The organism is Methanoculleus horonobensis (genome assembly GCF_001602375.1).
In the GTDB taxonomy this organism is placed as follows: Archaea; Halobacteriota; Methanomicrobia; order Methanomicrobiales; family Methanoculleaceae; genus Methanoculleus; species Methanoculleus horonobensis.
In genome coordinates this window covers 38,896-62,220 of record NZ_BCNY01000011.1, presented here as the reverse complement: position 1 = coordinate 62,220, position 23,325 = coordinate 38,896, and the positions used below count along the sequence as shown (strand labels likewise).

The window sequence follows — 23,325 nt, the reverse complement described above, 5'->3', positions numbered from 1 at the left end:
ATGGGTGCGGTCGTGGGCGCGGCTTCGGCGGCGGACGCGGGCGCGGGCGCCGTTGGTGAAGAGAAAAACTTTTTTCGGGCAGGCCGCCTGCCCGGGCAACTCTCCTGCCGGGTGCAGGACGACGGCTGAATGGGAGGACTCTATCTGTCCGGCTCCCCGGGCAGAGCGTTTCGTGCTTCGCGGGCAAAAGCAAGCGTCCTTTCCCTGTTACGGACGCCGTCTTTCTTGACGCCGGTATGCACGTCGACCCCGTAGGGGCGGACTTTCCGTATCGCAGTGCCGACGTTCTCCGGCGTAAGCCCTCCTGCAAGAATGACGGGGATCGCCGAGTGTGCGACGATCGTTGCGCTGACGTTCCAGTCGTGGGTGAGCCCCGTCCCCCCGAGTTTCTCCGGTGTCCTAGTGTCGAGGAGGAGCGCGTCGGCGTAGGGCTCGTAGCGTTTTGCCGTCTCGACGGCCGATACGTCCATCACGTGAACGGCCTTCACGATCCTGACATACGGGAGAGCATCGCGGACGGCGTCCAGTTCGGTCGGTTCGACGATGTTCTGAACCTGCAGCGTCGTGCAGTGCGACTCTTTTACTAACTCGATGAGGTCTTTTGTCTCCTGCAGGTGGGTGACCGCGACCGGTTCGATGAACGGCGGGAGACGGCGTATCATTCTCGCGGCTTCTGCCGGAGTTACGAAGTCGCTGCTCTTGTGGGTCACGCCCATGATGAACCCCACGGCGTCGCAGCCCGCATCGACTGCGCACTCCATATCCGCAAGGCTGGCCGTTCCGCAGAATTTGACACGCATCGGGATATCTCTGTCTTAATAGTAAATAGGCTACCTGCATACCCGAAAGGTCGCGACTACACAGGGGAGCATACGTGAACCCGGATATGCTTATGGATCATCGGGAAGGCTTCGCTGGTGTATTGGGCGGGCTCAATTGCTCTCTGGGTTACCCATGCGAGCGCCGGGCTATTGCCTCTTGTGGAGCAGGTACGGTCATGGGTGCTGAAATTAACCTGAAACCGGTGCGGTCACCTTGGAACGGACTCGTCCTAGCATCATTATAAAAACGCTTTACTACACCACAGCTGAAAGTTAACTTTATGGAGCCAGTAGATAGGGAGTTTTGGATCGATTGTGGTAATGACGATCTTCAGACAATTTTCCGTAAACTCCTGTCTCGTGGGTACTCCAGAGAAGAGGCCATAGATTTACTGGCAAACGGAGAATTATTCGATGCTCTTCTTGAGGATAAAGACCTTGAAATTGCAAGACAGAAATATGAGGAATCCAAAGCGAACTTTATCAAATACCATCGCCTCAAATGTGACGCGGATGCCCAATTTCTTCGCGCGAATATAGAGATATGGGGCGATTGCTTCGTTGCATGCGATGCCCTTCACGTACACGCAGTTCTTCTCAATAACGAGTACCAAAATGACCTTAGAACTACCCTTTCTGATGAAGTGAAAAAGGAAACTAGTTTTCTCCACTATTCGTTAATGGCTAACTACGCAAGGGCATGCCAGATATATGCTGAAATATTTTGTCTTCTTAAAAATGGATTTGCTAATGGAGCATTTGCTCGCTGGCGTTCGCTTTTTGAACTATTGGTTGTGTCCGAATTTCTCATGAAATATGGAGAGGAAACAGCAAAGGCCTACTTATATTCATGTAACAGCGCTAGGGAGAAATATGAATGGGCAACAACCGCAGGCTGCTTCAAAAAACGGGAAAAGGTTCAATTCTCACATATCCTGGAAAAGGTTGAAATTGCACATGACTTTGTAACATACGAGGAGCATTTATTATCACATAAAATAGTCCACGTATCTCCCTATGGTCTATTCAACGGTGTAGGCATCAGAGAAAACGATGATGAACTCTACGACGGTCCGAGTCATTGGGGTCTGGTGGATCCTGCTATTTTAACTGTTAGGGTTTTTGCGGTATTGTCGAGCCTGTATTTTATGCAGTATGATATCCCCAAGTGGAGAGCAATAGGAGAGAGTTTCATCTACTGGGTAGGGGACATTGCTGATAGTTTTACCAAACAGGCTGAAGTCAATGGAGATATGGATATTGTAGGGCATGTTGATGATTTTACGGCTACACATTAGCAGAGTTATACACAATCGGGTGTTGGTGTGTAACAGTGGTCATCTTCGTCGAAGGCGCAACGGCAAACATGAAAGGGTATCTCTTTTGCGTAGGGCCATATTGAGGTCATCGCAAAAGCCTCTGCCGGGAGGGGGACACCCCCTCCCGATCCCTCCCCCAAGGGGCGATAGCCCATGGGAAGCCGGATCTGCGTTCTGGAAGGACATTATCTAATTATCTGCGAGCGCATAAGAGCATTCCGGGAAATGCGGTTCTGTAATCCCGGAATCTTCTTGGGCTGACTTCACCCCATTTTTGAACAAAGACGTCAGAAAAGTTGCTCGAAATGCCCCCGCCCGGATTTGAACCGGGGACAACCAGATCTTCAGTCTGGCGCTCTCCCAGTCTGAGCTACAGGGGCTTCTGCCTTACAATGTTGTCGGTCGTTCCTAATAAATACTGTGTTTGCCGGGACACAAACCCGCCGGCACCGGGACAACGGGGCGGGAGCGGACCCAAACCGCCTGTTTATCACGTCGTACGCCGATATAAAGAACAATGGGCGGAAGCGATCGAAAGCCTGATACCAGGAGCGGAAACCTCATGCAGGCGCTCTCCGGGAGGACGGAGCACGTCGTGCACCTCACGCACAATGACCTCGACGCCGTCGGGAGCGATGCCATTCACCGGAGAACCTACGGTGAGGTCTTCACCGTCTGGGCTTCGGTCGGCAAATTCCTCTCCCTTTTCGACGCCGTCGCCGGCTCTCCGGGCCGGGGCGACCTCCTCAGCATATCGGATATCGGCTACCAGCAGGGTGTCGAGCAGCGGCTGGCGAAGGCCCGGTCAAACGGGTGGCGGATCGAGTGGCGAGACCATCACCGCTGGAAAGACGAGGAGATCCGCGCCGTCGAGAAGAAGACCGGCCTCCTTCACGTCGACGTTTCCACCTGCGCGACCGGGATCGTCGCCCGCGATCTCGCCCCCGGCGACGCGGTGGTCGAAGAGATCGCCCGGGTCGTCTGCGACTACGACCTCTGGAAGCACCAGGACCCCCGGTCGAAGATGCTCGGGCAGGTGGTGATGCGGAAGGGCTGCCGGGAGTACGTCCGCGACAACCTTGTCCGGGGAACGATCGTCGACGCGAGGATCGAGAGTGAGTACAACGAGATCGTCCGCGAGATGGAGCGGGACATCAAAAAGAGCATCCGGCACACCACCATCATCGAGGACGGTCGCTACCGGATCGCGTTCGCGCCCCTCTACGGCTACCCGAGCGAGACCGCTCACGCCATCCGCGACGAGCTCAAGACCGAGATCGAGGTGATCGTCTCCAGAAACGGCCGGATCTCCATCCGCTCCGTCCCCCCCGTCAGCCACATCATCGCCCGGGAGTTCTCCGGCGGCGGGCATCCCCACGCGGCCGGGGGAACCTTCCCCTTCACTCTCCTCGACCGGCTCCTCTTCTGGCTCATCAAGAGGAACCGCCACTACCGCCGCCTGGCGGAGAAGGCGGAGTCTATCGAGGAATGAACGCCCGGTCGACGAGACCCTTCCAGTAGTCCGGACAGGACTCCTCGCAGTAGCCGCCCGCCTCGAGCATATCCGGGTCGACAAGTTCGGCAGCGGCCGCTGCGAGATCCTCTCCCCCCGCATCGAGCAGGACGAGTTTCCGGACGCGGAACCTGTCCATCAGGTCCGGTGCCCGGTCGAGCGCGGCCGCCGGGAGGACGAGAGTTCCCTGGTACTCGAGCAGGAGTTCCAGGTCGAAGGTCTTCGGGTTTCTCGGGAAAAAGAGGACTTTTCTCCCGGCAAGCACCTCGAGTTCGATCGCATCCGCCTCATCTGCGACCAGAACGTGGCCCTGTACGCCTGCATCCCGCATCTCCCGCGCAAGGCGGGCGTAGAGGTCCGCTATCGTCTCGGAGAACTCTTCCTCGTCTCCGATGGAGGCATCGCGAAACCCGAGCATGTGGGGGGCGGGGAGGGCGACCCACGCATCTTTGCGTCTTGCCCTGACGAACCGGGCATCGTCGGCCACGGCTGCCGGGTCGATCCCCGGCTCGCCGACGAGCACCCCGTCCTCCATGCCGAGGAATGCCCCGCTCAACCGCTCGCCGTAGAAGACGCCGCCGGCAGCGGGAACCGCCACCCCTTCCTGTGCGTCGAGCGACTGCTCGAGCCGGTAGGTGGTGAGATCCGCGTCCACCCCTCTCTTCCCCTTCAGCCACCCCGCAAGTTCCGTAACGGCGGGCGTCCCGACCTCGGAACCGAATGACCTCACCGGGATTTTAATCAGTCGTGCCATGCGCTGGTATCTTTATTAGCATCGCAACCAGATTAAATAAGGATGAGTGGTAAGCCGTTGCTGGTAACGTGCGGGCTCCCGTACACGAACGGTCCCTGCCATATCGGGCACCTGCGGACCTACGTACCGGCGGATTTTTACGTCCGGTATATGCGCCGGTCCGGGGAAGAGGTCGTCTTTGTATGCGGTTCCGATAACCACGGGACGCCGATCGTGATCAGTGCCGAGCAGGAGGGCTCGACACCCCGCGCCCTCTCGGAGCGGTATCACGAGCACTTCTACGAGACGTTCCGGCGGATGGAGGTCGTCTTCGACCGGTTCGGGATGACCGACGATGCCATGAACCACGAGACCACCCGCTCGATCGTCGAGCGGCTCATCGAGAACGGCTACGTCTACGCAGAGACCGTCAGCCAGAGTTACTGTCCGCAGTGCGAGCGGTTCCTCCCCGACCGCTACGTGGAGGGGATCTGCCCGCATTGCGGGGCGGTTGCCCGGGGCGACGAGTGCGACCAGGGATGCGGGCAGCATCTCGAGCCCGGCGAGATCAAGGACGCGGTCTGCAAGGTCTGCGGCGGGAAGGCTGAGTACCGCGAGCAGGAGCACTACTTCTTCAGACTCTCGGCGTTCCGCGAGTTCCTCCTCGAGTACCTCCCCGACCTCCGGGGCACCTCGACCGCCCGGAACTACGCCCTCGGGTGGGTGAAGGAACTCCTGCACGACTGGTGCATCACCCGGACACTCGACTGGGGCGTCAAGTTCCCCGGGCGCGACGACCTCGTCGTCTACGTCTGGGTCGACGCGCCCATCGGCTACATCTCGTTCACGAAGGAGTGGGCACAGAAGGCCGGCGCCGACTGGAAGGATTACTGGTGCGGCGACGAGACAGGGGTCACGCACTTCATCGGCGGCGACATCATCTACCACCACTGCATCTTCTGGCCGGCGCTCCTCAAGGGGGCGGGCTACGGCCTCCCACACGCGGTGGTCGCGAGCGGCATGGTCACGATCGAGGGGAGGAAGTTCTCGAAGTCCCGCGGCTACGTCGTCTGGACGAACGACGACTATCTGGACCAGGGCCTCCCGGCGGACTACCTCCGCTACTACCTCCTCTCCTACACGAACCACACGAAGGAGCTCGACTTCTCCTGGAAGGTCTACGCCGAGCGGGTGAACAACGAGATCGTCGGGACGCTCGGGAACTTCATCTACCGGGCGATGTACTTCGCCGAGAAGGAGTTTGGCGGCGTGCCCGACCTCGCTCCGCGGCCGGAGGTGATCGAGGAGATCGAGCGGTCGCTTGCCGCCGTCGACGCCCAGATGCGGGACTACGACTTCAAGAACGCCGTCGATACGATGATGGCGCTCGCGTCGTACGGGAACGGCTACATCCAGAACAATGCCCCCTGGAAGGTGATCAAGGAAGACCGGGCGGCGGCAGAACAGGTGATCGCCGACTGTCTCCAGATCGTCAAAGCTCTCGTCCTCGTCTTCGAGCCGCTGATGCCTGAGGCGATGCAGCGGGCCTGGATGATGCTCGGCTACGAGGACAATCTCGCGGATCACCCGATCGCCGAGGCCACTGCGCCGGTGGGAGCTCGCACACTCGAAAAACCCACCACGCTCTTTACGAAGGTCGAGAAGGAGCAGGTCGCCGCCCTCGAGGCGACCCTCAATATGCGGGTGGAGCAGGCGAAGGAGGCGGCCGCACCGAAGATGCCCACCGTCTCGATCGAAGAGTTCGGCAACCTCGATATCAGGATAGCAAAGGTCGTCTCGGCCGAACCGATCAAGGGCTCGAAGAAACTCTACAAACTCGTCGTCGACCTTGGAAGCGAGAAGCGCCAGGTGGTCAGCGGGATCGCACAGTTCTACGCCCCCGACGAGCTGGTGGGGAAAGACGTGGCACTGATCGCAAACCTCGCCCCGGCCAAGATCTTCGGCGTCGAGAGCCGTGGGATGATCCTCGCCGCCGGCGACGAGGCCTCTCTTCTGGTCCCCCTCCGCCCGGTCAAGCCGGGGACGAAGGTGCGTTGACCGGGGGGAGACCCGGTCGACCCTGTTTTTTCCTGACGTCCTAGAGACAGTCGAGCGCTTCTCTCCCCGTCATCCCGACGACGACCCCGCGCTCGGATGCATGCCGGTTCGCCCCCTTGATCTTGCCGCGGAGGAGGTCATCGACGGTCTCGATCGAGGATGCGCCTCCTGCGGGTTTGACCCGCGCCGCGGGGTAGCCGAACTTTTCGAGCGCATCGATGTCGAACGCGCCGCAACCGACCATCCCCGCATCCGTCACCACCGCCACGAGGTTCACCGGGCCGAGGGGTATGGCGTACCCGTCGGCGTCTTTTCCGGCCAGTCTGACCGTTTCGTGCTTCATGGGATCTAATGGGCCATCCGCCGTCATCAATCCCGCGGTTTGGGGTGGGGGAGTGCGCCAGGAGGAGTCTCTTGCAACCCGACGGCCGGGGACGCGTTATCTTCCCAGCACTACGATCTCTTCCTCTCTTCAGGCTCCGCGAGATCGCCGATATCCTGAGATCCCTCGCCGGAAGAGATTGCCGGCATGATGAACCGGAAGAACTCGTCGGCAAACCGGTCGTAACTGAACCCCTCCGCCTCGATCACCAGCGTCCATCTGTGTTCCATGGAGAGGATGCCCATGAAGGATGTCATGAGATACATCGAGGTCAGGAAGGGATCGAGATCGGCCCGGATTGTACCGTCGTCGATGCCCTCCCTGACCGCGTCCGCGAGCATCCGGCGGCAGGTGCCGTATCCCTTTCCAATCTCTGCGGTGTACGGGTTCTCCCGGGAAAACCGCTCGGAGCCGTAGAAGTGGATCAGCCGGAGGTACTCCGGGTGCTCCTGCGAGAACCGGTAGTAGGCCCGGCCCATCAGGGTCACCTTGGCGATGCCGGGAACCTCCTTCTCCATGCACTCCCGGTATTTTGCCTCGAGAATCCCGATGCCCCGCAGAACGATGGTGGCGAAGAGCGCCTCCTTATTCTTGAAATAGAGATAGATGGTAGCCTTGTTCAGCTCGACCTCGCGGGCGATATCCTCCATCGAGACGTCTTCATAACTCCGGGAGAAGAAGAGGCGCTCGGCTGCATCGGCGATCTCGGTCTTTCGCTGTTCCTTCTCCCGCTGTCTTCTCTCGGCGATTCCCATCTCAATGCTCCGGTTATACTACGAAATTCTTAGATCTCCCGCCGGCGCCAGGCCTCGATCAGCGCCCGCGAGATGCTCGCTCCCGTTGGGACAGCAGGCAGGGCGTCGCGGGCAAACCAGCCGGCGGCTTCGATCTCCTGGTTGTCGACCCGGATCTCCCCTCCGGCGTGCTCCGCGACGAAGCCGATCATGAGCGAGTCGGGGAACGGCCAGGGCTCGCTCCCGAAGTACCGGAGGTTTTGCACCGTAATCCCGACCTCCTCGCCGACTTCGCGGTGGACGGTCTGCTCGAGGTTCTCACCGGGCTCGTTGAAGCCGGCGATGACCGAGAAGAGCCCCGGCGGGAAGCGGGGGGAACGGGCGAGCAGAACCTCCTCCCCCTTCTTGATCAGCACGATGACGGCGGGGGAGATCCGGGGGTAGACGACGCGGTCGCAGGCCGTGCAGATCCGTGCCCGCTCGGTCGTGAGCGGGCGGGTCGTTGCACCACACCTGCCGCAGAAGGCGGTCGACCGGTCGAAGTCGAGGATCCGAACGGCGTAGGCGGCAACGGCCAGGTCGTCGTCCGGAACCGCTCCGAAGAGTTCCCTGACCGGCGACGGCTGCCAGCCGGCCGGCGGCGCGGTTCCGGCAGCGACCTCGGCGGCGTAGTAGACGACGTCGCCGCGGGTGCCGAGGTACACCGGCGCGCCGCACGCGAGACCGGCGGGGAGCGGGTCTTGCATGAGAGCGGTGCCGGGTGCCGGGTTGCCCGTGAAGAGCACGGAGTTCCCCTGAACCAGTATCCAGCGTCTCCGTGCCGGCGGCGTATCCTCCGGCTCCGGGTAGACGGGGAGGAGAGGGCGGACTGTGTAGAACGGACGGTGCTCCATACGTATAATCTCGGTCTGTATCACTGAAATATCTCCCGATTGGCGGCAGAATCTACCCGTTACAGGAAGTATTCCGGCTCCTTTCGCTCGCTGTACAGTGTATGAAGACGCACCGATGCGTCTTTGACCAACCCGGGTTTCATCGTTCGGGCATGCTGCGGGCAGTTCTTGATGCACGCACAGCAGGTGATGCACGTTGTCGTGTCGACCCGGGTACTATCCCTCGGATCGATCGCGCCGACGGGGCATCCCTCCGCACAGATCCCGCACTGGATACACGCGTTGCTGACCGCGATGAAATCGACGGTCCACAGCCGCGAGTCCCCCCGGTAAGGACGGCAGCAGGGGATCTCGACCCCGGCGATCCGGTCGGCGGAGGGGATGGCGGCGAGTTTCTCCCGTATCATTCGCCCGAACGACTCTGCGTGGGAGAGGTCGCCTGCATCCGGACGCCCTCCCGCCGTCGGGGTCTCTTCGGTGGAGAACGAGTGCTCCCCGATGTAGGCCGCACCCGCGATCGGCCTGCACCCGCACCCGGTCAGGATATCCTTCAGTTCGATGAGTGCATCGTCATACACGCGGTTGCCGTAGACGACGACGCATACTGCAGGCGTATTCTGAGCGGAGATCGCATGCAGCCACTCGTTCAGGAGTGCCGGCATCCTTCCCATGTAGACCGGCAGACCGATGACGAGGAGCTCGTTCTCCGATGTTTGGAGGGGTTCCACTCTCGCATCCGGCCGGGTGATGTCGAGCATCTCCACGCCGGCGGGTTTTAATCCGCGTGCAATACCCTCGACAACCGCTTTCGTCGTCCCGGTCGGTGAAAAACAAACCAGTTTCACGGACTCAATCTTCATTGCAAACACTCCATCATTCAACTCTTCACTCGACGCTTCTTTTCCTGCAGAGCCCAATCTTCAGGACTCAACCGGGTTCCTCGCCCCTCAGAGGGATGGTTCCCGGAGCGAGTCTCGCCAGAGGAGTATGCTCGTTGATCGTAATATAACTGTTGGTTATTTACTAACTATCGGTTGGGTGGCGTGGCACGTCGGGTGCCTCTCATCCCCGATCTGAAGAAGGTGCCGAAGTCCCCCTGGCTTTCTTTGCCCGGAAACCGGAGAGACGCCTATACCTGTTACTCATGACTGAACTTCAAAAACAGACGGGCCTGGGGGGATTCGAACCCCCGACGTCCGGGTTAGAAGCCCGGCGCTATGTCCTGGCTAAGCCACAGACCCCTGTGGTATTCCCATACATTTTGGTCGCGTGGAGTTATTAACCCTTTGAGGAGGGTGCTCAAAGCTCCGTCCCTTCGGGACACCGCATATAGAAAAGGGAGGGTATCATCCGGCCCGGTAACATGCCGAACGGACGATCTCGACCTTGGTCGGGTCTCCCCACTTCCGCCCCTCCACGTCGCGCGTGAGGGTCACCCCCCGGAACTGAACCTTGATCCGGGCGGACATCCGCTCCCGTTCCTCGTAGAAGAACGAGTTGGCGACCTCGAGCCGCCTCATGCCGATGTTGAGGGCGAGGAGGTCGACCATGATCCCGGGATCGCCGGGCGCGAGGTCTTCCTCGTTGACCGACGTCACGAAGAGACACTCTCCCGGGGCGGTCTCGGTCAGCGTGATGATGTTGTGGGCGCTGTTCAGCTCGAGGGTGCGGGCCTTGCCGCTCTTGAGTTCGGCAATGACCGACGGCGAGATTCCGGTTAACGCTGCGTACTTCATTGATCGTCACCCGTACATCGGCAGCTGTTCTCTCCGGGGCGAGGCCTCGGTCTTCTGCACCTGCTCGGCGATCTGGGACATTGCAGCCTCGATCTCCACCGCCTGTTCGAGCAGTGGCTGGATGTCCAGGTTGAGGCCGTAGATCTGGTTCAAGACCTCGATCGTGGCCGCGGACGACCGCGGGTCAGGGGTGTTCACCGTCTCACCGAGAAGCCCTATCCCCGGGATGCCCCGGGTCTTGCACTCCGTGAGGAGGCTTGCCGCGACGCCGGAGATGCTTCCCATCGGAAGGATGATCGTCTTCTCTTCGACCCGCTGCAGCACTCCGCTGCTGGTCGCGACCCCGAAGACTCTCTTTTCCGGTTCGTTCGTGATGATCCCCGCGATCGTGACGACCTCTTTGATGTCGAACTGTACGAACCAGTCCATGATGCCGTTCGCCACCTCGTAGCAGATCGCCGGGTGAACGGGAACGTCGGAGACGACCGCGACGAGGTGTTCCTTCTCGTAGAGGCGTACCGGGGCGTTGATCACGCCCTTCGACATAAGGGCGACCGGCGGGAAGTATTTGCTCGTGATCGCCCCGATCTGCTCGAATTCCATCTGCTCGACGAGATATTGCAGGGCAATACTCCCGACGAGCCCGCTCCCGGGAAAGCCGATCAACACTGTTTTTTCGGCGCCCTTGAGCGCTCTGGATATGACCTTTATATCGTCCATGGGATCAATCACTCACTCCTGGATTAGTTTAACATAGCTGGATGTCCCTTAAAAATATTATGCAGGAATACCAGATCAAGCGCGGATACACGAAACAACTCGCAGAATCCATGATTCAGGGTCTCCGCGACCAGTTCGGGATCGAACCCCGTGCGGCGGAGGACGGCCACTATACCATCTCCTACGGAGCGCTCCTGCGTCTTGAGGTCTGGCTGGGTGCAGGAGGAAAAACGCTGATCGTCGATACCGAAGCGAAGAAGGATGTCGACGACGAGGCGATCATCGACACCAACCGCCGGTTCAGGACATATCTCCAGCAGGTGACCGGATATACGGCGAAAGAGCGGGCGAAGAAAGCACAGCAGGCACTGAAGGGAAAGGAATAACCGGATTCTTCTCTCTCCGGCAGGGCGTTTCTTCTTTTTTTGCGGGCTATTACTCCGCATTCTTCATTCCGATTTTCGGTGCAACGAGGTAGCGTGCTCCTACCGCTCTGATGTCGTTGCCTGTCACTTGTACGCAGGTCATCTCCTGCTTCAGTTTTATGGCTGGGTACACAAACCCATGCACGGCTTTCCATTGGCTATCGCCACGCACTGCCCCCGCCCCTCAGGGGCGGGGAACGACGGGCTGTAGGGCCGGAGCATGAGCACCGTAGGTGCGAATGAGGAGGCCGGAGGCCGGGAGGGGTGGGGATTACAACTATCCTCGTATGAGGTGGAGACAGGGGAGGGGGAGTTACCCCCCTTCCCACCTGACGGTGGTCGAGCTCCGGTTCTACGAACCATCGCACTCCCCGTCGGCCCCACCCCCAATGGCGATACCCCCACGGTCCACCGTACCGGGCTCTTCCCTCGCTTTGGTTGTTCAAGACGCATGTGACGGACAATGGCCTTCATCCTTATCGCATACCAGATCCTCTGCCCCGGCTCCACCGCCGACTCTCCATGGAGATACGAGAGACGTGGGGGATGGACGCTTAAAGAACCGTGCTCGAAAAACAAACGTAAAAAAAAGTGAGTATCCTACTCAATCACGATCGCCGGCTTGAACGGCAGCGCCCCCGAGGCCTTCGGGTGCGTGCTCGCTTCGGCGTCGAGAACCTTCACCGGCACGCCGAACTCGTGCTCCAGGAACTCCCGTGCGCCCTCGAGGACGGTCTGCTCGTCGAGCGGTGACGCTTCGAGTTGCTTCACGAGTTCGGGCGGCAGTTTCAGGACGAGTTTCGTGATCTGCTTCGCGGCATCGGTCGCCTCGCGGCCGCGCTTGCGCATCTCCTCGTTCTGCATGATCTCCCGCATCACTCTCGTCTTGTCGGCCGAGACCGCGATGATCCGGAACGCCTCGTGCTTCCAGGCCGGGGCTACGAAGAGGCTGATGGATGTGGGCTCCATCGGGATGAGTCTTCTGATCGACTCGATATCCTCGACCGTCCGGTCGAGGAGTTCCTCGGCGAGTTCGATCTCCGGGCTGACCCGTGCTTCGTCGACCTCCGGCCATGGAGCGAAGGAGATCATGCCCTCCCCGCCGACGCTCTTCCAGAGCGCCTCGCAGGTGAACGGGATGAATGGAGCGAGCAGCCGCACCCAGGTGCGGCAGAGGTCCTGCATCACCGCTCCGCCGGTTGCGCCCTCGGGCAGGCGGCGGCGGTACCACTTCAGGTCGGCCTCCACGCCGAAGAACGCCTCCTGCAGCGCCTGCCGGGTCTGGAACCCCTCGAGCGCAGTGGTGGCGTTCTCGATGCGCCGCTGGAGCCTGCTCGCGAGCCAGGCATCGATGTCGTAGGCGCCGGTCGCCCCTTTCGCCTCCTCGACCGTGTTCCAGAACCGCTCGATCTGCCTCCTCGTCGACGAGACGAGTTCGTTCCTCCAGTCGAAGTCCTGCCAGGGCTCGGCGCTTCCGACGAGGAACATCCGGACGGTATCGGCGCCGAACTCCTCCACGGCATCCTCGAGCAGGAAGACGTTGCCCTTGCTCGAGGACATCTTCGCCCCGTTCAGAAGGCCCATCCCGAAGACCACCATGCCCTGCGGCTGCAGTTCCTGCGGGAAGATCGCCCGGTGGTGGAAGAGCTGGAAGGTGAGATGGTTCGAGATGAGATCCTTTGCCGAGAACCGGTAATCGTAGGGATACCAGTAGAGGAACTCGCTCCGGATCGTATCGAGAGTCCCGCGGTCGACCGTGGTCGGGTCCCCCTCGCCCTTGAAGATGTACTCAAAGACCTCGGGCGTCAGGTTCTCCGGCGGGATGGCCTTCAGGTGATGGGCGATCGTGTAGTAGGCCATGTAGATCGTCGAGTCGGAGAGCGGCTCGATGATCCAGGTCGGATCCCAGGGCAGTTTCGTCCCGAGCCCCACCCGGCGGGTGCAGGCCCAGTCCTTCAGCCAGTCGACCGTCCGGTCGAACTCCGTCCTGACCTCGGGCGGGACGAGCGCCATCCGCTCGAGCTGGGTCTTCACTTGCTCCTTCCAGCACGGGTCGCTGTATTCCAGGAACCACTGGTCGTGCAGGATCTTCACGAAGACCCTTCCGCCGCACCGGCAGATCACCTGCCGGTTGTCGAACTCGTGCATCGCGATGGAGCCGTAGCGCTCCATCATCACGGCCGCCACGTCGTCCCGGGCCTCGCGAACCGGCTTTCCGCCGTACTTCTCGAAGACCTTCCCGCGGGAGAACTCCGCGCTGTAGACCTCCTGGGTGAGCGCCTCCATCCCCGGGTCGTTCTGGTCGCGGATGCCCGCCCGCTCGACCGCGTCCTTTGCCGGAACCTCGCCGTAGCCCTCGACGGAGATGAGCGGGATCGGCTGGATGGACGTGTACTTCCCCTGCTGCTGCAGGTCGCGGAGCGCGATGTAGTCGAAGGGTGCATGGGCGGGGACGCTCATCACGAGCCCGGTTCCCATGTCCGGGTCGACGAACGCCGCCGGGAGGACGGGGACGTCGCCGGAGAGTGGGTGGGAGACCGTCTGATCGACGAGCGCCGTCCCGGGGATCTCCTCTCCCACGCGGACGTCGTGATCCTGCAGGGCGAGTTTTGCCGCGGCTTCCCGACTCAGGATCCACTCATCGCCGTCAAGCGTCACCCGCACATAGGTGACGTCCGGGTTCACCCAGAGGTTCGTCACGCCGTAGACCGTCTCGGGCCGGAGGGTTGCGCAGGGTATCCTGGCGCCGTCCCAGGAGAAGAGCACCAGGGTGAACTTGATGATCTCGGCCTTCTCCCCCTCGAGGAGGTCGTGATCGCCGACCGGGTTCTCGCACTGGGGACAGTACTTGACCGGGTGGGCGCCCCTGACGACGTGCTCCTCCTCGTGCAGGTGCTTGTACTGCCATTCGATGAACTTGCTGTACTGCGGGTCGACGGTGATGAACCGGCGCCGCCAGTCGATCGAGAGCCCGCACTTCTGCATCACGCGCCGGTACTCCTCCGAGAAGTGCCGGACGATCTCCATCGGGTCGATGAACCGGTCGAGGATGTCCTGCGGCACCCGGTAGAGGTCGCGGTAGAGCCCGATCGTCTTCGCGTCGCCGTTTGCAATCCTCTTCGAGATCCCGATGACCGGGGTTCCGGTGACGTGGAACGCCATCGGGAAGAGAACCTGTCTCCCCCTCATCCGCTGGTACCGGGCGAGGACGTCCGGGACGATATACGTCCGTCCGTGCCCGACGTGCATCGCCCCGCTTGGATACGGGTACGCCACGGTCAGGTAGTACTTCTCCTTCTCTGCCGGATCGGCCTCGAACGCGTGCTCCCACCGGGCGATGCACTCCCGTTCGTTGCCCTGCATATCTAATCCGCTCACTCTAAGCCTCCAGATTCTGGTTCCTCATAACTATATCATACCGGCCGCAGCCGGATCGTCTCGCCCTCGTTGTAGCGCTTGATCATCTCCTGGGCGATCGTGCTGTTCTTGGCGAGGAGGATGTCTCCCTCCTCGTTCACCGTTGCCGTGAAGAGATACTCCTTCCCGGCGAAGACGTCCACGATCTTGCCCCTGTTCTCGGGAGATACGATCGTCAGCTGTTTCTTGTCGATTCGGATCTTGATGCCGCCGGCAAGGTGCATCTCCTCCTCGACGGGTTTCTGCGCTTCGAGTTCGCTCCTCGGCCGGATGTCGATCCCGATGCCCAGTTTATTCACGATCGCCGAGACGTTCTTGCCGCCCTTCCCGATCGCCGCCGGGACGTCCTTGTCCTCGATATAGACGACGGCCTTGTTGTCGCTGATGATCCGGACCTCGACCGGGCCGCTCGTGTAGCGCCCGATCTCGCGCTGAACCTCCTTCTCGGCGACCTTCCAGGTGACGTTCTCCTCGGGCTCCGCTGCTGCCGGTGCCGCGACGACCGGCGGCTCCGCCGGTGCGGCGGCAGGTCCTGCGGCGTTCTTCTTCCGGGCGAGCGGCATCACCAGGGTCTCCCCTTCATAGCGGAAGATCTCGATCTCGGGTTCCCGCCGGGCGTGTTCGCGGACGACGATCACCGGGCGGATATGCACGTCGCCGGGCATGCCCTCCGGTGCCTTGATCGTCAGTTCGAGGTCGTAGATCTTCGCGATAGCACCCTGGACGACGTAGATGACGGTGTTGATGATCTGCGGCAGGATGCTGTAGTCCACGCGGTCGCAGAACCGCCGGAGGCAGTCGTGCACCTCCATGGCGTGGACCACGCTGACCATGCCCATCCCGGCGAGGCGCATATCCGCGTAGACGGTGAAGTCCTCGTTTTTGCGGAGTTCATCGAAGATCACGTAGTCGGGCCGGACGAGCAGAAGGGCTTCGGCGGTATTCGCCATGCTTCCCTCGAGCGCCGTGTACTGGGTGATGTGGTCGGGCACCTGCAGGTCCCGCGGGGCCTCCATCGTCTTCACGACGAAGTTGTTGTCGGCGAGGAACGTCGCAAGGCTCTGGGCGAGGGTGGTCTTCCCCGCCCCCGGCGGGCCCGCAATCAGGACACCGCGGCGGTTCCCGAGGATCCGCTGCTTGATCTCCGGTGCCATGTCGTAGTCATCGAGCGAGAGGTCGACAAGCGGCCGAACGACCGTGATCTCCATCCCGTCCGAGAACGGTCGCCGGGCAATCGAGATCCGGAGCGACCCGATCTGGACGACCGTGATCCCACGCTTCTCGAGTTCGATGAAGCCGTCCGGATCGCGTTTCGCCCGCTCGAGGAGTTCCTGCGCCATGCCCTTGAGTTCGTACTCGGTCATCGGCGCATCCCGGAGGGTTACCAGGCGGGTATCCCGGAGTTTCCCGATCTTTGCAACCGGCCGGGCCCGCTCCTTGAGCGTGATCGCGATCGTCTCCTCGTCGAGATACTGGTCGATCGAGAGCGGCGAGAAGTCGCCGATCTGCGGCCGCAGGTAGGTGACGTCGAGCCCTTTTGCCTTCGCCACCTCCGCCTGCACGAGATCGCTCGTGATGAACCGTGCATCGTGGTCGATCGCGACGTTCCGGATCAGGGCATCGATCTCGCCACCGCTGGAGAGTTTCACCTGATCGAGGCTCGGGCGTTCTCCGGCAAACCGGAGTTCGATGACGTTCTCCTCCGACATCCGGAAGAGTTCCTGGAGTTCGTTCAGACCGGAAAACCCTATCTCCCGCCCCTGATTCGCCTGGGCCTCCAGCTCGGCGACGACGGCTTCCGGTATGATTATTGTTGCGCCCTTATATTCTCCGGTTTTTATCAGCGATGTTATGCGTCCGTCTATTACGACGCTTGTATCGGGTACAATTTTCATAAAAAATCACCATAGTAATGAAGTCATTCACCCTTATTAGCGTATACCTTCTCCGGATCGAAGACCAATCCGGCGATCTCTTCTCCATCTGCCGTCCGGTAGAAGCACGAGGCGTGGCCGGTATGGCAGGCGGCACCGGTCTGTTCCACCTCGTAGAGGACGGCATCCTCGTCGCAGTCGACCAGGATGCGGCAGACCCGCTGGACGTGTCCGCTCTCCTCCCCTTTCTTCCAGAGTTTCTGCCTGCTCCTGCTGTAATAGTGTGCGTATCCGGTGGTCCTCGTGAGTTCCAGTGCCTCCGCGTCTGCGTAGGCGAGCATCAGGACATCACGAGTCCGTCTTTCCTGCACGATAACAGGCACCAATCCGTCCTTGAACTGTATCGTCATATCTATTCACATTCCTGCGATTGTCTTCATGATTACAAAGAGGATATCTCCCATGAACAGTGCGGTCAGGAATCCCGCTGTGATTGGTATGATGAATGGAATGCCGTAGGATATCCAGACCTTGCCGGCCTTCCTGTAGAGGGAAAGTTCCCTTCGGTAGTCTTCGGGGTGCAGCCTGAGATCTTTTGTGTATAGCCGCCGCTCCCCCCGCACGATGCGCCCGAGCGATTCCGCAAATCCGACGAACCGCCTGACCAGTCTGCCGTCTTCCTCCTCGATATCTTCCATCACGAAACCGAACTCGTTCTGGATCGTTTTCCCGTCGACGGGAAAGCCGAGCAGGAGACAGGGCAGCGGCGCCCGGTTCCCCTCCAGGATGTTCTTCGCAAGGATTGCGACGGGTGCCGCGATATTGAAGAGCACGGCGTTCGTCAGCACGCTGAACGGGAAGAATCCGAGGGGCGATGCACCGAAGAGCGGTTCGAGCGGGTAGAACGGGATGCATGCGGTTATGATGATGAGAGCGTACGCATCCGCCCCCCCGAAGAGGTTTACGGCCTGGAAGAGGTAAAAAAATCCGCAGAAGACCGCGACCAGGATGAGATACGCCGCCGCTGCCTGCCAGTCCGCGAGGATGGTCAGTCCGTATACCCAGACGGCCGCCGGAATCGCCAACGCGAGTGCGGGGCGCCAGGTTTTGTGAGGCACCCGCCGCTCCTTCGCATCCAGGATGGACGCATATATGAGTGTGACCCCTATTGCAACCGCTGCAATCATGAGGGGAACAGTTACCACGGGCGGAAGAATCATGGGCGGGTACTTTATTCACCTGTTATCTCTTATTTCTGGCGATCATTCTTCGCAGGGGATCGCTGCCGTTTGGATGCATTTCCTGGATGGATCCGGGACGATTCGGGCCCCCCTCGCCTGCCGGGGCGGCCTGAACGTCCCGGATCTTCGGTCGCACCTACCGCCATGGGCAGAAACCCATCGGAGCCGGCTGAGCGTAAACGGTCTCCTCTATACTCACGGATACGCCTCTTTCTCAATAATATTTGTTAGAATCCCGATTCCATTATCACAAGGTATTAATAATAGCATACTGATGTGATATATTGTGGTAGGGGGTAAAAACCCCCTTTCCGGCATAAAAACTACAAAATACCGTACCTGAAGATCTGCATGGAAATAAACGACCTTATGGGCGAGATCCTTCGACAGTCGACGAGCGAGGGACATTTCACTCTTGACGAGCTGCTCCACTACAGCCGCAGCAATCCCCTGACCGGAATTGGGGTTTCAAAGGCACAAGAACAGACGTTCTTCCTGTTTCTTGCCGGGGGCGAGCCGGACGGCGCCATGTATGTCGATTCGATGGGGACACTCTTTGGTGACTCGGCCGCCCTGCGCCTGACCGGGGAGGAAGAGTTCGAACTCTTCCTGGTAGCGCCGTCGATCGTCGACGCGCTGGTTTCACGGTGCAGGGTCTTTGACAAGAGCCACCTGAAGAAGAACGGTCGCCTCGACATCCCGACCGTCGACACTTCTGCCCGGCAACGGATTGGGGTGCTCAGCCTGATCGTGCGCGACGGCCGGATGCCTCTTGCCGGGGCCCACGTCGCGATCCGGAAAGGAAAACTCGTTATGACGAGTGATGTGACGGATTCTGCTGGAAAGGTCAGTTTTCGCCTGCTCAATGGGCGCTACATGTGCGTGGTCTCGGATCGGATCGGAGAGCGGGCACGGCGCATCGTTGAGTTTCATAAACCTCAGGTAGTGGAGTACATTGAGATTGGGGGCACAGAGGATGAGTTCAGGAGAAGATGAAGAACGTGAATTGATAGCAGCGGTCAGGGGCCTTCTCACGCAGCCCGGAAAGCAGGGTGCCGGCAATGGAGAAACCACGACGGAGAGCGTCGATACAGATTTGCTCTTTTCGTCCCCCGACGGAGGTGTGCAGGAAGGGACGGGTCCGGCGGTTGCCGGGCACGTTACCGATGACGAGGACGAGCACCCGGAGCCGTCTCCGATGGAGGCACAGCAGAACGCGGAGATCCGTTCGCTCATCGACACGGTGGCGAGGTCGGGCGACCACGCCGAACCGCGTGTAACCGTCGCCAGGGATCCCGTCCGGGCGCTTCTCGACCGGATAGGTCGGAACGGGTCGGACGGCGGCGAAGAGAGGGAGCCCGCCCCGGCGGTAGAGATGCAGGATCTCCATGCAGAACCGGAGTTGCCGGCTGATCCGCCGGCCGGGGTTGAGGAGTTCGTGGAGAAGCCGGACGCGCCGGCTTCTTCCCACGGGCGCCATATCCCTGCGGGAATCCTCGACCGGGTGAAGGAGTGGCGTGACGCCGAGGGATCCGGATCCACCATGCCGGAACCTCCCGTTGTGGAGGAAGTAGAGGAATCAGGCACCCCCGAACCGAAACCCCGCGTTGTAGAGGTGATCGACGATCCCGGAGAAGCGATCCCCGACGGCGTGGTGACGGTGGAGGAACTCGGGAACCTGGCGGATCTCATCCTTCCGAAGAGCGCGACGTTCACGATCGATGAACTGAGCATCAACCGCAGCGATCATTCTTTTGACTTCGTCGACAACGCCCGGGTCGTATCGGAGTTCGACGATATCTTCTCCCAGTCTTTCTCCTCCGCTTCGCTTGCTGCGGCCGCCGCACAGGTGGTGACCCCGGCCGAAGAGGTTCCGCAGTCCCGGTTTGGGTTCCTCAAAAAACTCCAGGTGCCGAAAGTCGGCGCCGTTGTCGAAGAGTACAACTCCACGCTCCACGGTCCCCTTGTCGATCTCGCGATGCGGCCGTCACCGGGGGTGGAGGAGATCGAACTCTACCCGGTGAACGAACCGTATGCCTATGTCCGGGTGACCTACGACAGCACGACGCATGATTACACCTATAACGTCATCGAGCCCGTGCTCACCCCCGGAGAGCACGAACTCTTCCTGGAGATCAAAGAACGGCTCTTTGAGACGCTCAGCATCGCGTCCCGTGACCTCACCCGCGATGAAGCAAGGATAGCGCTCCGCGGTGCGGCAAACACGATCATCGCCGACTATGGGATCCGCCTCGACCCACTCGGGCGCGAGAAGATTCTCTATCACGTCGAGAAGGAGTTCCTCGGCGACGGGCTGATCGACCCGGTGATGCACGACAAGTACATCGAGGATATCTCCTGCGACGGTGTGGGCAGTGCCATATTCGTCTATCACACGACGTATGAATCGATGAAGACGAGCCTCGTCTATCACGATCACGTGGCGCTCGACTCGTTCGTCACGAAACTTGCACAGCGGGCCGGGAAATACATCTCCATCGCCGAGCCGATGCTGGACGCCACGATGAGCGACGGATCGCGTATCCAGATGACGCTCGGGGCGGAGGTGACCGCACACGGCTCGACGTTCACGATCCGTAAGTTCCGTGAGGAGCCGATCACGCCGACGGACCTGATCGAGTGGCATACCTTCTCGCCGCTCGGGATCGCGTTCATCTGGCTCGCGGTCGAGAACGCCAAGTCCTGCATCTTTGCCGGCGGGACGGCGTCCGGAAAGACGACGACCTTAAATGCCATATCGCTCTTCATCCCGCCGCTCGCAAAGATCGTCACCCTCGAGGATACCCGGGAGCTGAAACTGCCTCACCCGAACTGGATCCCGAGCATCACCCGCGACTCGTTCTCGCAGGACGGGCGGGGCGAGATCGATATGTACGAACTCCTGCGTGCCGCACTCCGGCAGCGTCCGGAGTACATCCTGGTCGGTGAGGTCCGTGGCAAGGAGGCCCTGACCCTCTTCCAGGCGATGAGCACCGGCCACGTCACCTACGCGACGATGCACGCCGACTCGGTGGCGAGCGCCGTCCACCGTCTGGAGAACCCGCCGATCGACGTGCCGAGAAACATGCTCTCCGCACTGAACCTGATGTCCATCCAGGTGCAGGCCCGTATCGGCGGTCAGCGGATCCGGCGGAACAAGCAGCTCATCGAGATCCTGGATATCGATCCCCGGACGAACGAACTGATCACGAACGAGGTCTTCCGGTGGCATCCGGCAACCGACGAGATCCGGTATTCCGGTAAATCCTACATCCTCGAACAGATCATGGAAGACCGGGGCTGGAGCGAGGAGCGGATGCGCGAAGAGTTGAAACGCCGGCAGGAAGTCCTTGAATGGATGCGTATCAAGAAGATCCGCTACTTCAAGGACGTGAGCAAGATCCTGGTCTCCTACTTCCGTGATCCGGAGACGGTTGTCCAGCGGGTGCGTGCCGACCTCTACGGGGAGGGTGGTTCCGCATGAACAGTCTCGAGCGGATCTGCTTCAACCTGATCGGGCACGGGCTGAAGGCGAAGCGGGGAGACTACATCAGCCTTAGAAACGACCTGATGGGTGCCCGGATGACTACGCCGTTCGAGGCGTATCTTGCGACCGCTTACGTCTGCTCGGTCGCCGTGGGACTGGCCGCCGCCGCGCTGATCGGGCTTCTGACCTACCTCCTGCGGGTTCCCGATATGATCGTCTATCGCGGAGCGGTTCCGGAAGTCCTGTACGTGTTGAACGATTACAAGATGCTGCTTGGAACCGTCGCCATCACGGTCATCTCTCTCCTGGTCTTCGGCGGGCTGACCTACCTGATCTTCCTCCTCTATCCCGGTATCAGGGCCGGAGAGCGCCGCCGGAACATCGATGCCACTCTCCCGTACGCCATCAACTACGTCACCGCCATGTCTTCGGCCGGGATCACTCCCGACGAGGTCTTCCGGCTGCTCGGTCAGAGCACGATCTATGGCGAAAGCGCGGTCGAAGCGCGCTTTATCTCCCGGGAGACCGATTTCTTCGGAAAAGATCTCCTTGAGGCCCTGCGGACGGTCTCGCAGGCGACGCCGAGCGAACGGATGCGGGAGTTCCTGCAGGGGTCCGTTGCGAGCATCTCCAGCGGGAGCAACCTCACGGAGTACTTCCGCACCAAGGCCCACCAGTATACGCTCGAGAATAACCAGCAGCAGAAGACGTTTTTAGAGACACTCGGACTGATCGCGGAGTCCTACGTCACCGCGATGGTCGCAGGCATGCTCTTTCTGATCATCCTGCAGTCGGTGATGACGATCCTCTCGGGCGACTCGAACCCGTTCTTCCTCTACATCATCATCTACATGATTGTGCCGTTCGGGAGTATGATGTTCGTCGTCCTGATCAGTTCTATGACTCCGGAGGTGTGATATGGGATTTAAAGACATTTTCAATGATTTCCTGAACAGGAATCCTTCGGCTCCGGAGAGTGTCCCGGATGACGCCCTGGAGCCCGAGCTGTTCGTGGAGCAGGATCAGGAGATCTTCGGCAGGATTGAGAACTGGCGGAAGTACCAGGAAGGGCTCTACCGGTTCCTCAGGCACCCGATCAGGGTGATGATGGAGGAGCCCTACACCGTCCTCTTCATATCCGTTCCGGTCGCGCTCCTCCTCCTTATCGGCGGTTTCGTGAGTATGGTGACGTCTTACGGCGTCAATTCCATCTTCACGACGACGATGCTCGACGACGTCTTCGTATTCGCGCTCCTCATCGCCATCGTGCCGCTTGCTCTCCTCGATTTCAAGGAGGCGTGGCGCATATCGAGCGTCGAGGCGTCGCTCCCGAACTTCTTCCGTGACGTGGCCGGGATGAACGATTCGGGCATGACGCTCCCGCATGCCATCCATATCGTCTCGGAGGGTGAGTACGGGGCGCTCACACCGCACATCCGCAAACTCGATACCGAGATGTCCTGGGGCGTTCCGTTCGTGGAGGCGATCCGCCGGTTCGGAAAGACCGTGAAGACTCCTCTTGCGGAGCGGAGCGTCGACCTGATCGCCCACGCGAGTTCCGCCGGCGGCGACGTGAGCGAGGTGCTGCGGGCGGCGGCACACGACGCATACGAGTTCTTCAACCTGCAGTCGGAGCGCAAAAACGGGATGATGATCTACATGATCATCATCGTGATGTCGTTCTTCGTCTTCCTCTTCGTCATCGGGGTGCTCTCGAGTACTTTCCTCACCACGATGGCGGAGGCGGGCGAAGCGGTCGCTGCGTCGGGTTCAAGTTCGGCCCAGTCGTTCATGGGCAACGTGGACCTCTTCCTCTACAACCGGCTCTTCTGCCACTCCGCGCTGATTCAGGGATTCTTCTCGGGGCTGGCGGCGGGCATCATGGGCGAAGGCCGGATGGTCGCGGGGCTGAAGTATTCGGCGCTGATGGTGCTTATCGCCTGGATAGCGTTCCGGTTCATCATCTGAAAGA

20 protein-coding genes and 2 tRNA genes are annotated in these 23,325 nt (G+C 60.5%); 8 read left to right on the top strand and 14 right to left on the bottom strand.

All coding sequences use genetic code 11. From position 1 onward, the window contains the following. Positions 1 to 140 precede the first annotated feature (140 nt). Entirely contained in the window at positions 141 to 800 is a 660-nt protein-coding gene (locus MCUHO_RS02425; protein WP_067072981.1) for a phosphoribosylanthranilate isomerase, read from the bottom strand. A gap of 302 nt (positions 801 to 1,102) precedes the next feature. Between MCUHO_RS02425 and MCUHO_RS12540 the strand changes: the two genes are divergently transcribed. Further along, a complete protein-coding gene (locus MCUHO_RS12540; protein ID WP_153019982.1) occupies positions 1,103 to 2,119 on the top strand; it encodes a DUF5677 domain-containing protein in 1,017 nt (338 codons plus the stop codon). A gap of 327 nt (positions 2,120 to 2,446) precedes the next feature. Here the strand turns inward: MCUHO_RS12540 and MCUHO_RS02410 are convergent. Further along, a tRNA-Phe gene (locus MCUHO_RS02410) sits at positions 2,447 to 2,520 on the bottom strand. 137 nt (positions 2,521 to 2,657) lie between these two features. Between MCUHO_RS02410 and MCUHO_RS02405 the strand changes: the two genes are divergently transcribed. Further along, complete coding sequence (locus MCUHO_RS02405; protein WP_067072975.1) at positions 2,658 to 3,632, top strand: DHH family phosphoesterase; 975 nt, start codon at positions 2,658 to 2,660, stop codon at positions 3,630 to 3,632. Here MCUHO_RS02405 and MCUHO_RS02400 read toward each other — a convergent pair. Then, complete coding sequence (locus MCUHO_RS02400; protein ID WP_067072974.1) at positions 3,619 to 4,407, bottom strand: hypothetical protein; 789 nt, start codon at positions 4,405 to 4,407, stop codon at positions 3,619 to 3,621. The genes MCUHO_RS02405 and MCUHO_RS02400 overlap by 14 nt on opposite strands. Before the next feature lie 42 nt (positions 4,408 to 4,449). Here MCUHO_RS02400 and metG point away from each other — a divergent pair, with 42 nt between their 5' ends. Continuing rightward, positions 4,450 to 6,444, top strand: a complete 1,995-nt coding sequence (gene metG / locus MCUHO_RS02395; RefSeq protein WP_067072971.1) for a methionine--tRNA ligase — start codon at positions 4,450 to 4,452, stop codon at positions 6,442 to 6,444. Between the two features lie 40 nt (positions 6,445 to 6,484). On the opposite strand, the gene MCUHO_RS02390 is transcribed toward metG, so the two are convergent. The 7 genes from MCUHO_RS02390 to MCUHO_RS02360 form a co-directional block, all read right to left on the bottom strand. Further along, positions 6,485 to 6,787: a YunC family protein gene (locus MCUHO_RS02390; RefSeq protein WP_067072969.1), complete on the bottom strand. Its 303-nt coding sequence runs from the start codon at positions 6,785 to 6,787 to the stop codon at positions 6,485 to 6,487. 110 nt (positions 6,788 to 6,897) lie between these two features. Then, the gene (locus tag MCUHO_RS02385) at positions 6,898 to 7,581 is read right to left on the bottom strand and encodes a TetR/AcrR family transcriptional regulator (RefSeq protein ID WP_067072968.1); all 684 of its coding nucleotides are present in this window, start codon (positions 7,579 to 7,581) and stop codon (positions 6,898 to 6,900) included. 29 nt (positions 7,582 to 7,610) lie between these two features. Next, positions 7,611 to 8,453, bottom strand: coding sequence for an NAD(+) diphosphatase (nudC, locus tag MCUHO_RS02380; protein WP_067072966.1), 843 nt, complete (start codon positions 8,451 to 8,453; stop codon positions 7,611 to 7,613). Between the two features lie 59 nt (positions 8,454 to 8,512). Beyond that, on the bottom strand, positions 8,513 to 9,313 hold the full coding sequence (locus MCUHO_RS02375; RefSeq protein WP_067073202.1) for a 4Fe-4S binding protein: 801 nt from the start codon (positions 9,311 to 9,313) through the stop codon (positions 8,513 to 8,515). Positions 9,314 to 9,619: 306 nt separating this feature from the next. Next, a tRNA-Arg gene (locus tag MCUHO_RS02370) sits at positions 9,620 to 9,694 on the bottom strand. Between the two features lie 105 nt (positions 9,695 to 9,799). Beyond that, positions 9,800 to 10,189 carry a DUF473 domain-containing protein gene (locus MCUHO_RS02365; protein WP_067072963.1) on the bottom strand — a complete coding sequence of 130 codons (390 nt, stop codon included), beginning with the start codon at positions 10,187 to 10,189 and terminating at the stop codon, positions 9,800 to 9,802. Between the two features lie 6 nt (positions 10,190 to 10,195). Beyond that, complete coding sequence (locus MCUHO_RS02360) at positions 10,196 to 10,909, bottom strand: proteasome assembly chaperone family protein (protein ID WP_067072961.1); 714 nt, start codon at positions 10,907 to 10,909, stop codon at positions 10,196 to 10,198. 59 nt (positions 10,910 to 10,968) lie between these two features. Here MCUHO_RS02360 and MCUHO_RS02355 point away from each other — a divergent pair, with 59 nt between their 5' ends. After that, positions 10,969 to 11,295 carry a DUF5611 family protein gene (locus MCUHO_RS02355; RefSeq protein WP_067072945.1) on the top strand — a complete coding sequence of 109 codons (327 nt, stop codon included), beginning with the start codon at positions 10,969 to 10,971 and terminating at the stop codon, positions 11,293 to 11,295. A 639-nt stretch (positions 11,296 to 11,934) separates the two neighbouring features. On the opposite strand, the gene leuS is transcribed toward MCUHO_RS02355, so the two are convergent. The 4 genes from leuS to MCUHO_RS02335 are packed head-to-tail and all read right to left on the bottom strand — an operon-like array spanning position 11,935 to position 17,845. After that, positions 11,935 to 14,712 carry a leucine--tRNA ligase gene (gene leuS, locus MCUHO_RS02350; protein ID WP_394328820.1) on the bottom strand — a complete coding sequence of 926 codons (2,778 nt, stop codon included), beginning with the start codon at positions 14,710 to 14,712 and terminating at the stop codon, positions 11,935 to 11,937. Positions 14,713 to 14,747: 35 nt separating this feature from the next. Then, entirely contained in the window at positions 14,748 to 16,646 is a 1,899-nt protein-coding gene (locus tag MCUHO_RS02345) for a PINc/VapC family ATPase (RefSeq protein ID WP_067072941.1), read from the bottom strand. Between the two features lie 23 nt (positions 16,647 to 16,669). Further along, complete coding sequence (hisI, locus tag MCUHO_RS02340) at positions 16,670 to 17,035, bottom strand: phosphoribosyl-AMP cyclohydrolase (RefSeq protein WP_067072933.1); 366 nt, start codon at positions 17,033 to 17,035, stop codon at positions 16,670 to 16,672. 6 nt (positions 17,036 to 17,041) lie between these two features. Further along, entirely contained in the window at positions 17,042 to 17,845 is an 804-nt protein-coding gene (locus MCUHO_RS02335) for an A24 family peptidase C-terminal domain-containing protein (protein ID WP_067072931.1), read from the bottom strand. A 372-nt stretch (positions 17,846 to 18,217) separates the two neighbouring features. Between MCUHO_RS02335 and MCUHO_RS02330 the strand changes: the two genes are divergently transcribed. From MCUHO_RS02330 to MCUHO_RS02315, 4 genes are read left to right on the top strand one after another with little or no spacing between them, the layout of a single operon-like run. Then, a complete protein-coding gene (locus tag MCUHO_RS02330) occupies positions 18,218 to 18,862 on the top strand; it encodes a hypothetical protein (protein ID WP_067072929.1) in 645 nt (214 codons plus the stop codon). Continuing rightward, positions 18,843 to 21,350 (top strand): type II/IV secretion system ATPase subunit, encoded by a 2,508-nt coding sequence (locus MCUHO_RS02325; RefSeq protein WP_067072927.1) that lies wholly within the window; start codon positions 18,843 to 18,845, stop codon positions 21,348 to 21,350. The genes MCUHO_RS02330 and MCUHO_RS02325 overlap by 20 nt, the downstream gene beginning before the upstream one ends. Beyond that, positions 21,347 to 22,270 carry a type II secretion system F family protein gene (locus MCUHO_RS02320; protein WP_067072925.1) on the top strand — a complete coding sequence of 308 codons (924 nt, stop codon included), beginning with the start codon at positions 21,347 to 21,349 and terminating at the stop codon, positions 22,268 to 22,270. Before MCUHO_RS02325 ends, MCUHO_RS02320 begins: the two co-directional genes overlap by 4 nt. A gap of 1 nt (position 22,271) precedes the next feature. Further along, complete coding sequence (locus MCUHO_RS02315; protein WP_067072923.1) at positions 22,272 to 23,321, top strand: type II secretion system F family protein; 1,050 nt, start codon at positions 22,272 to 22,274, stop codon at positions 23,319 to 23,321. Positions 23,322 to 23,325: the final 4 nt, after the last annotated feature.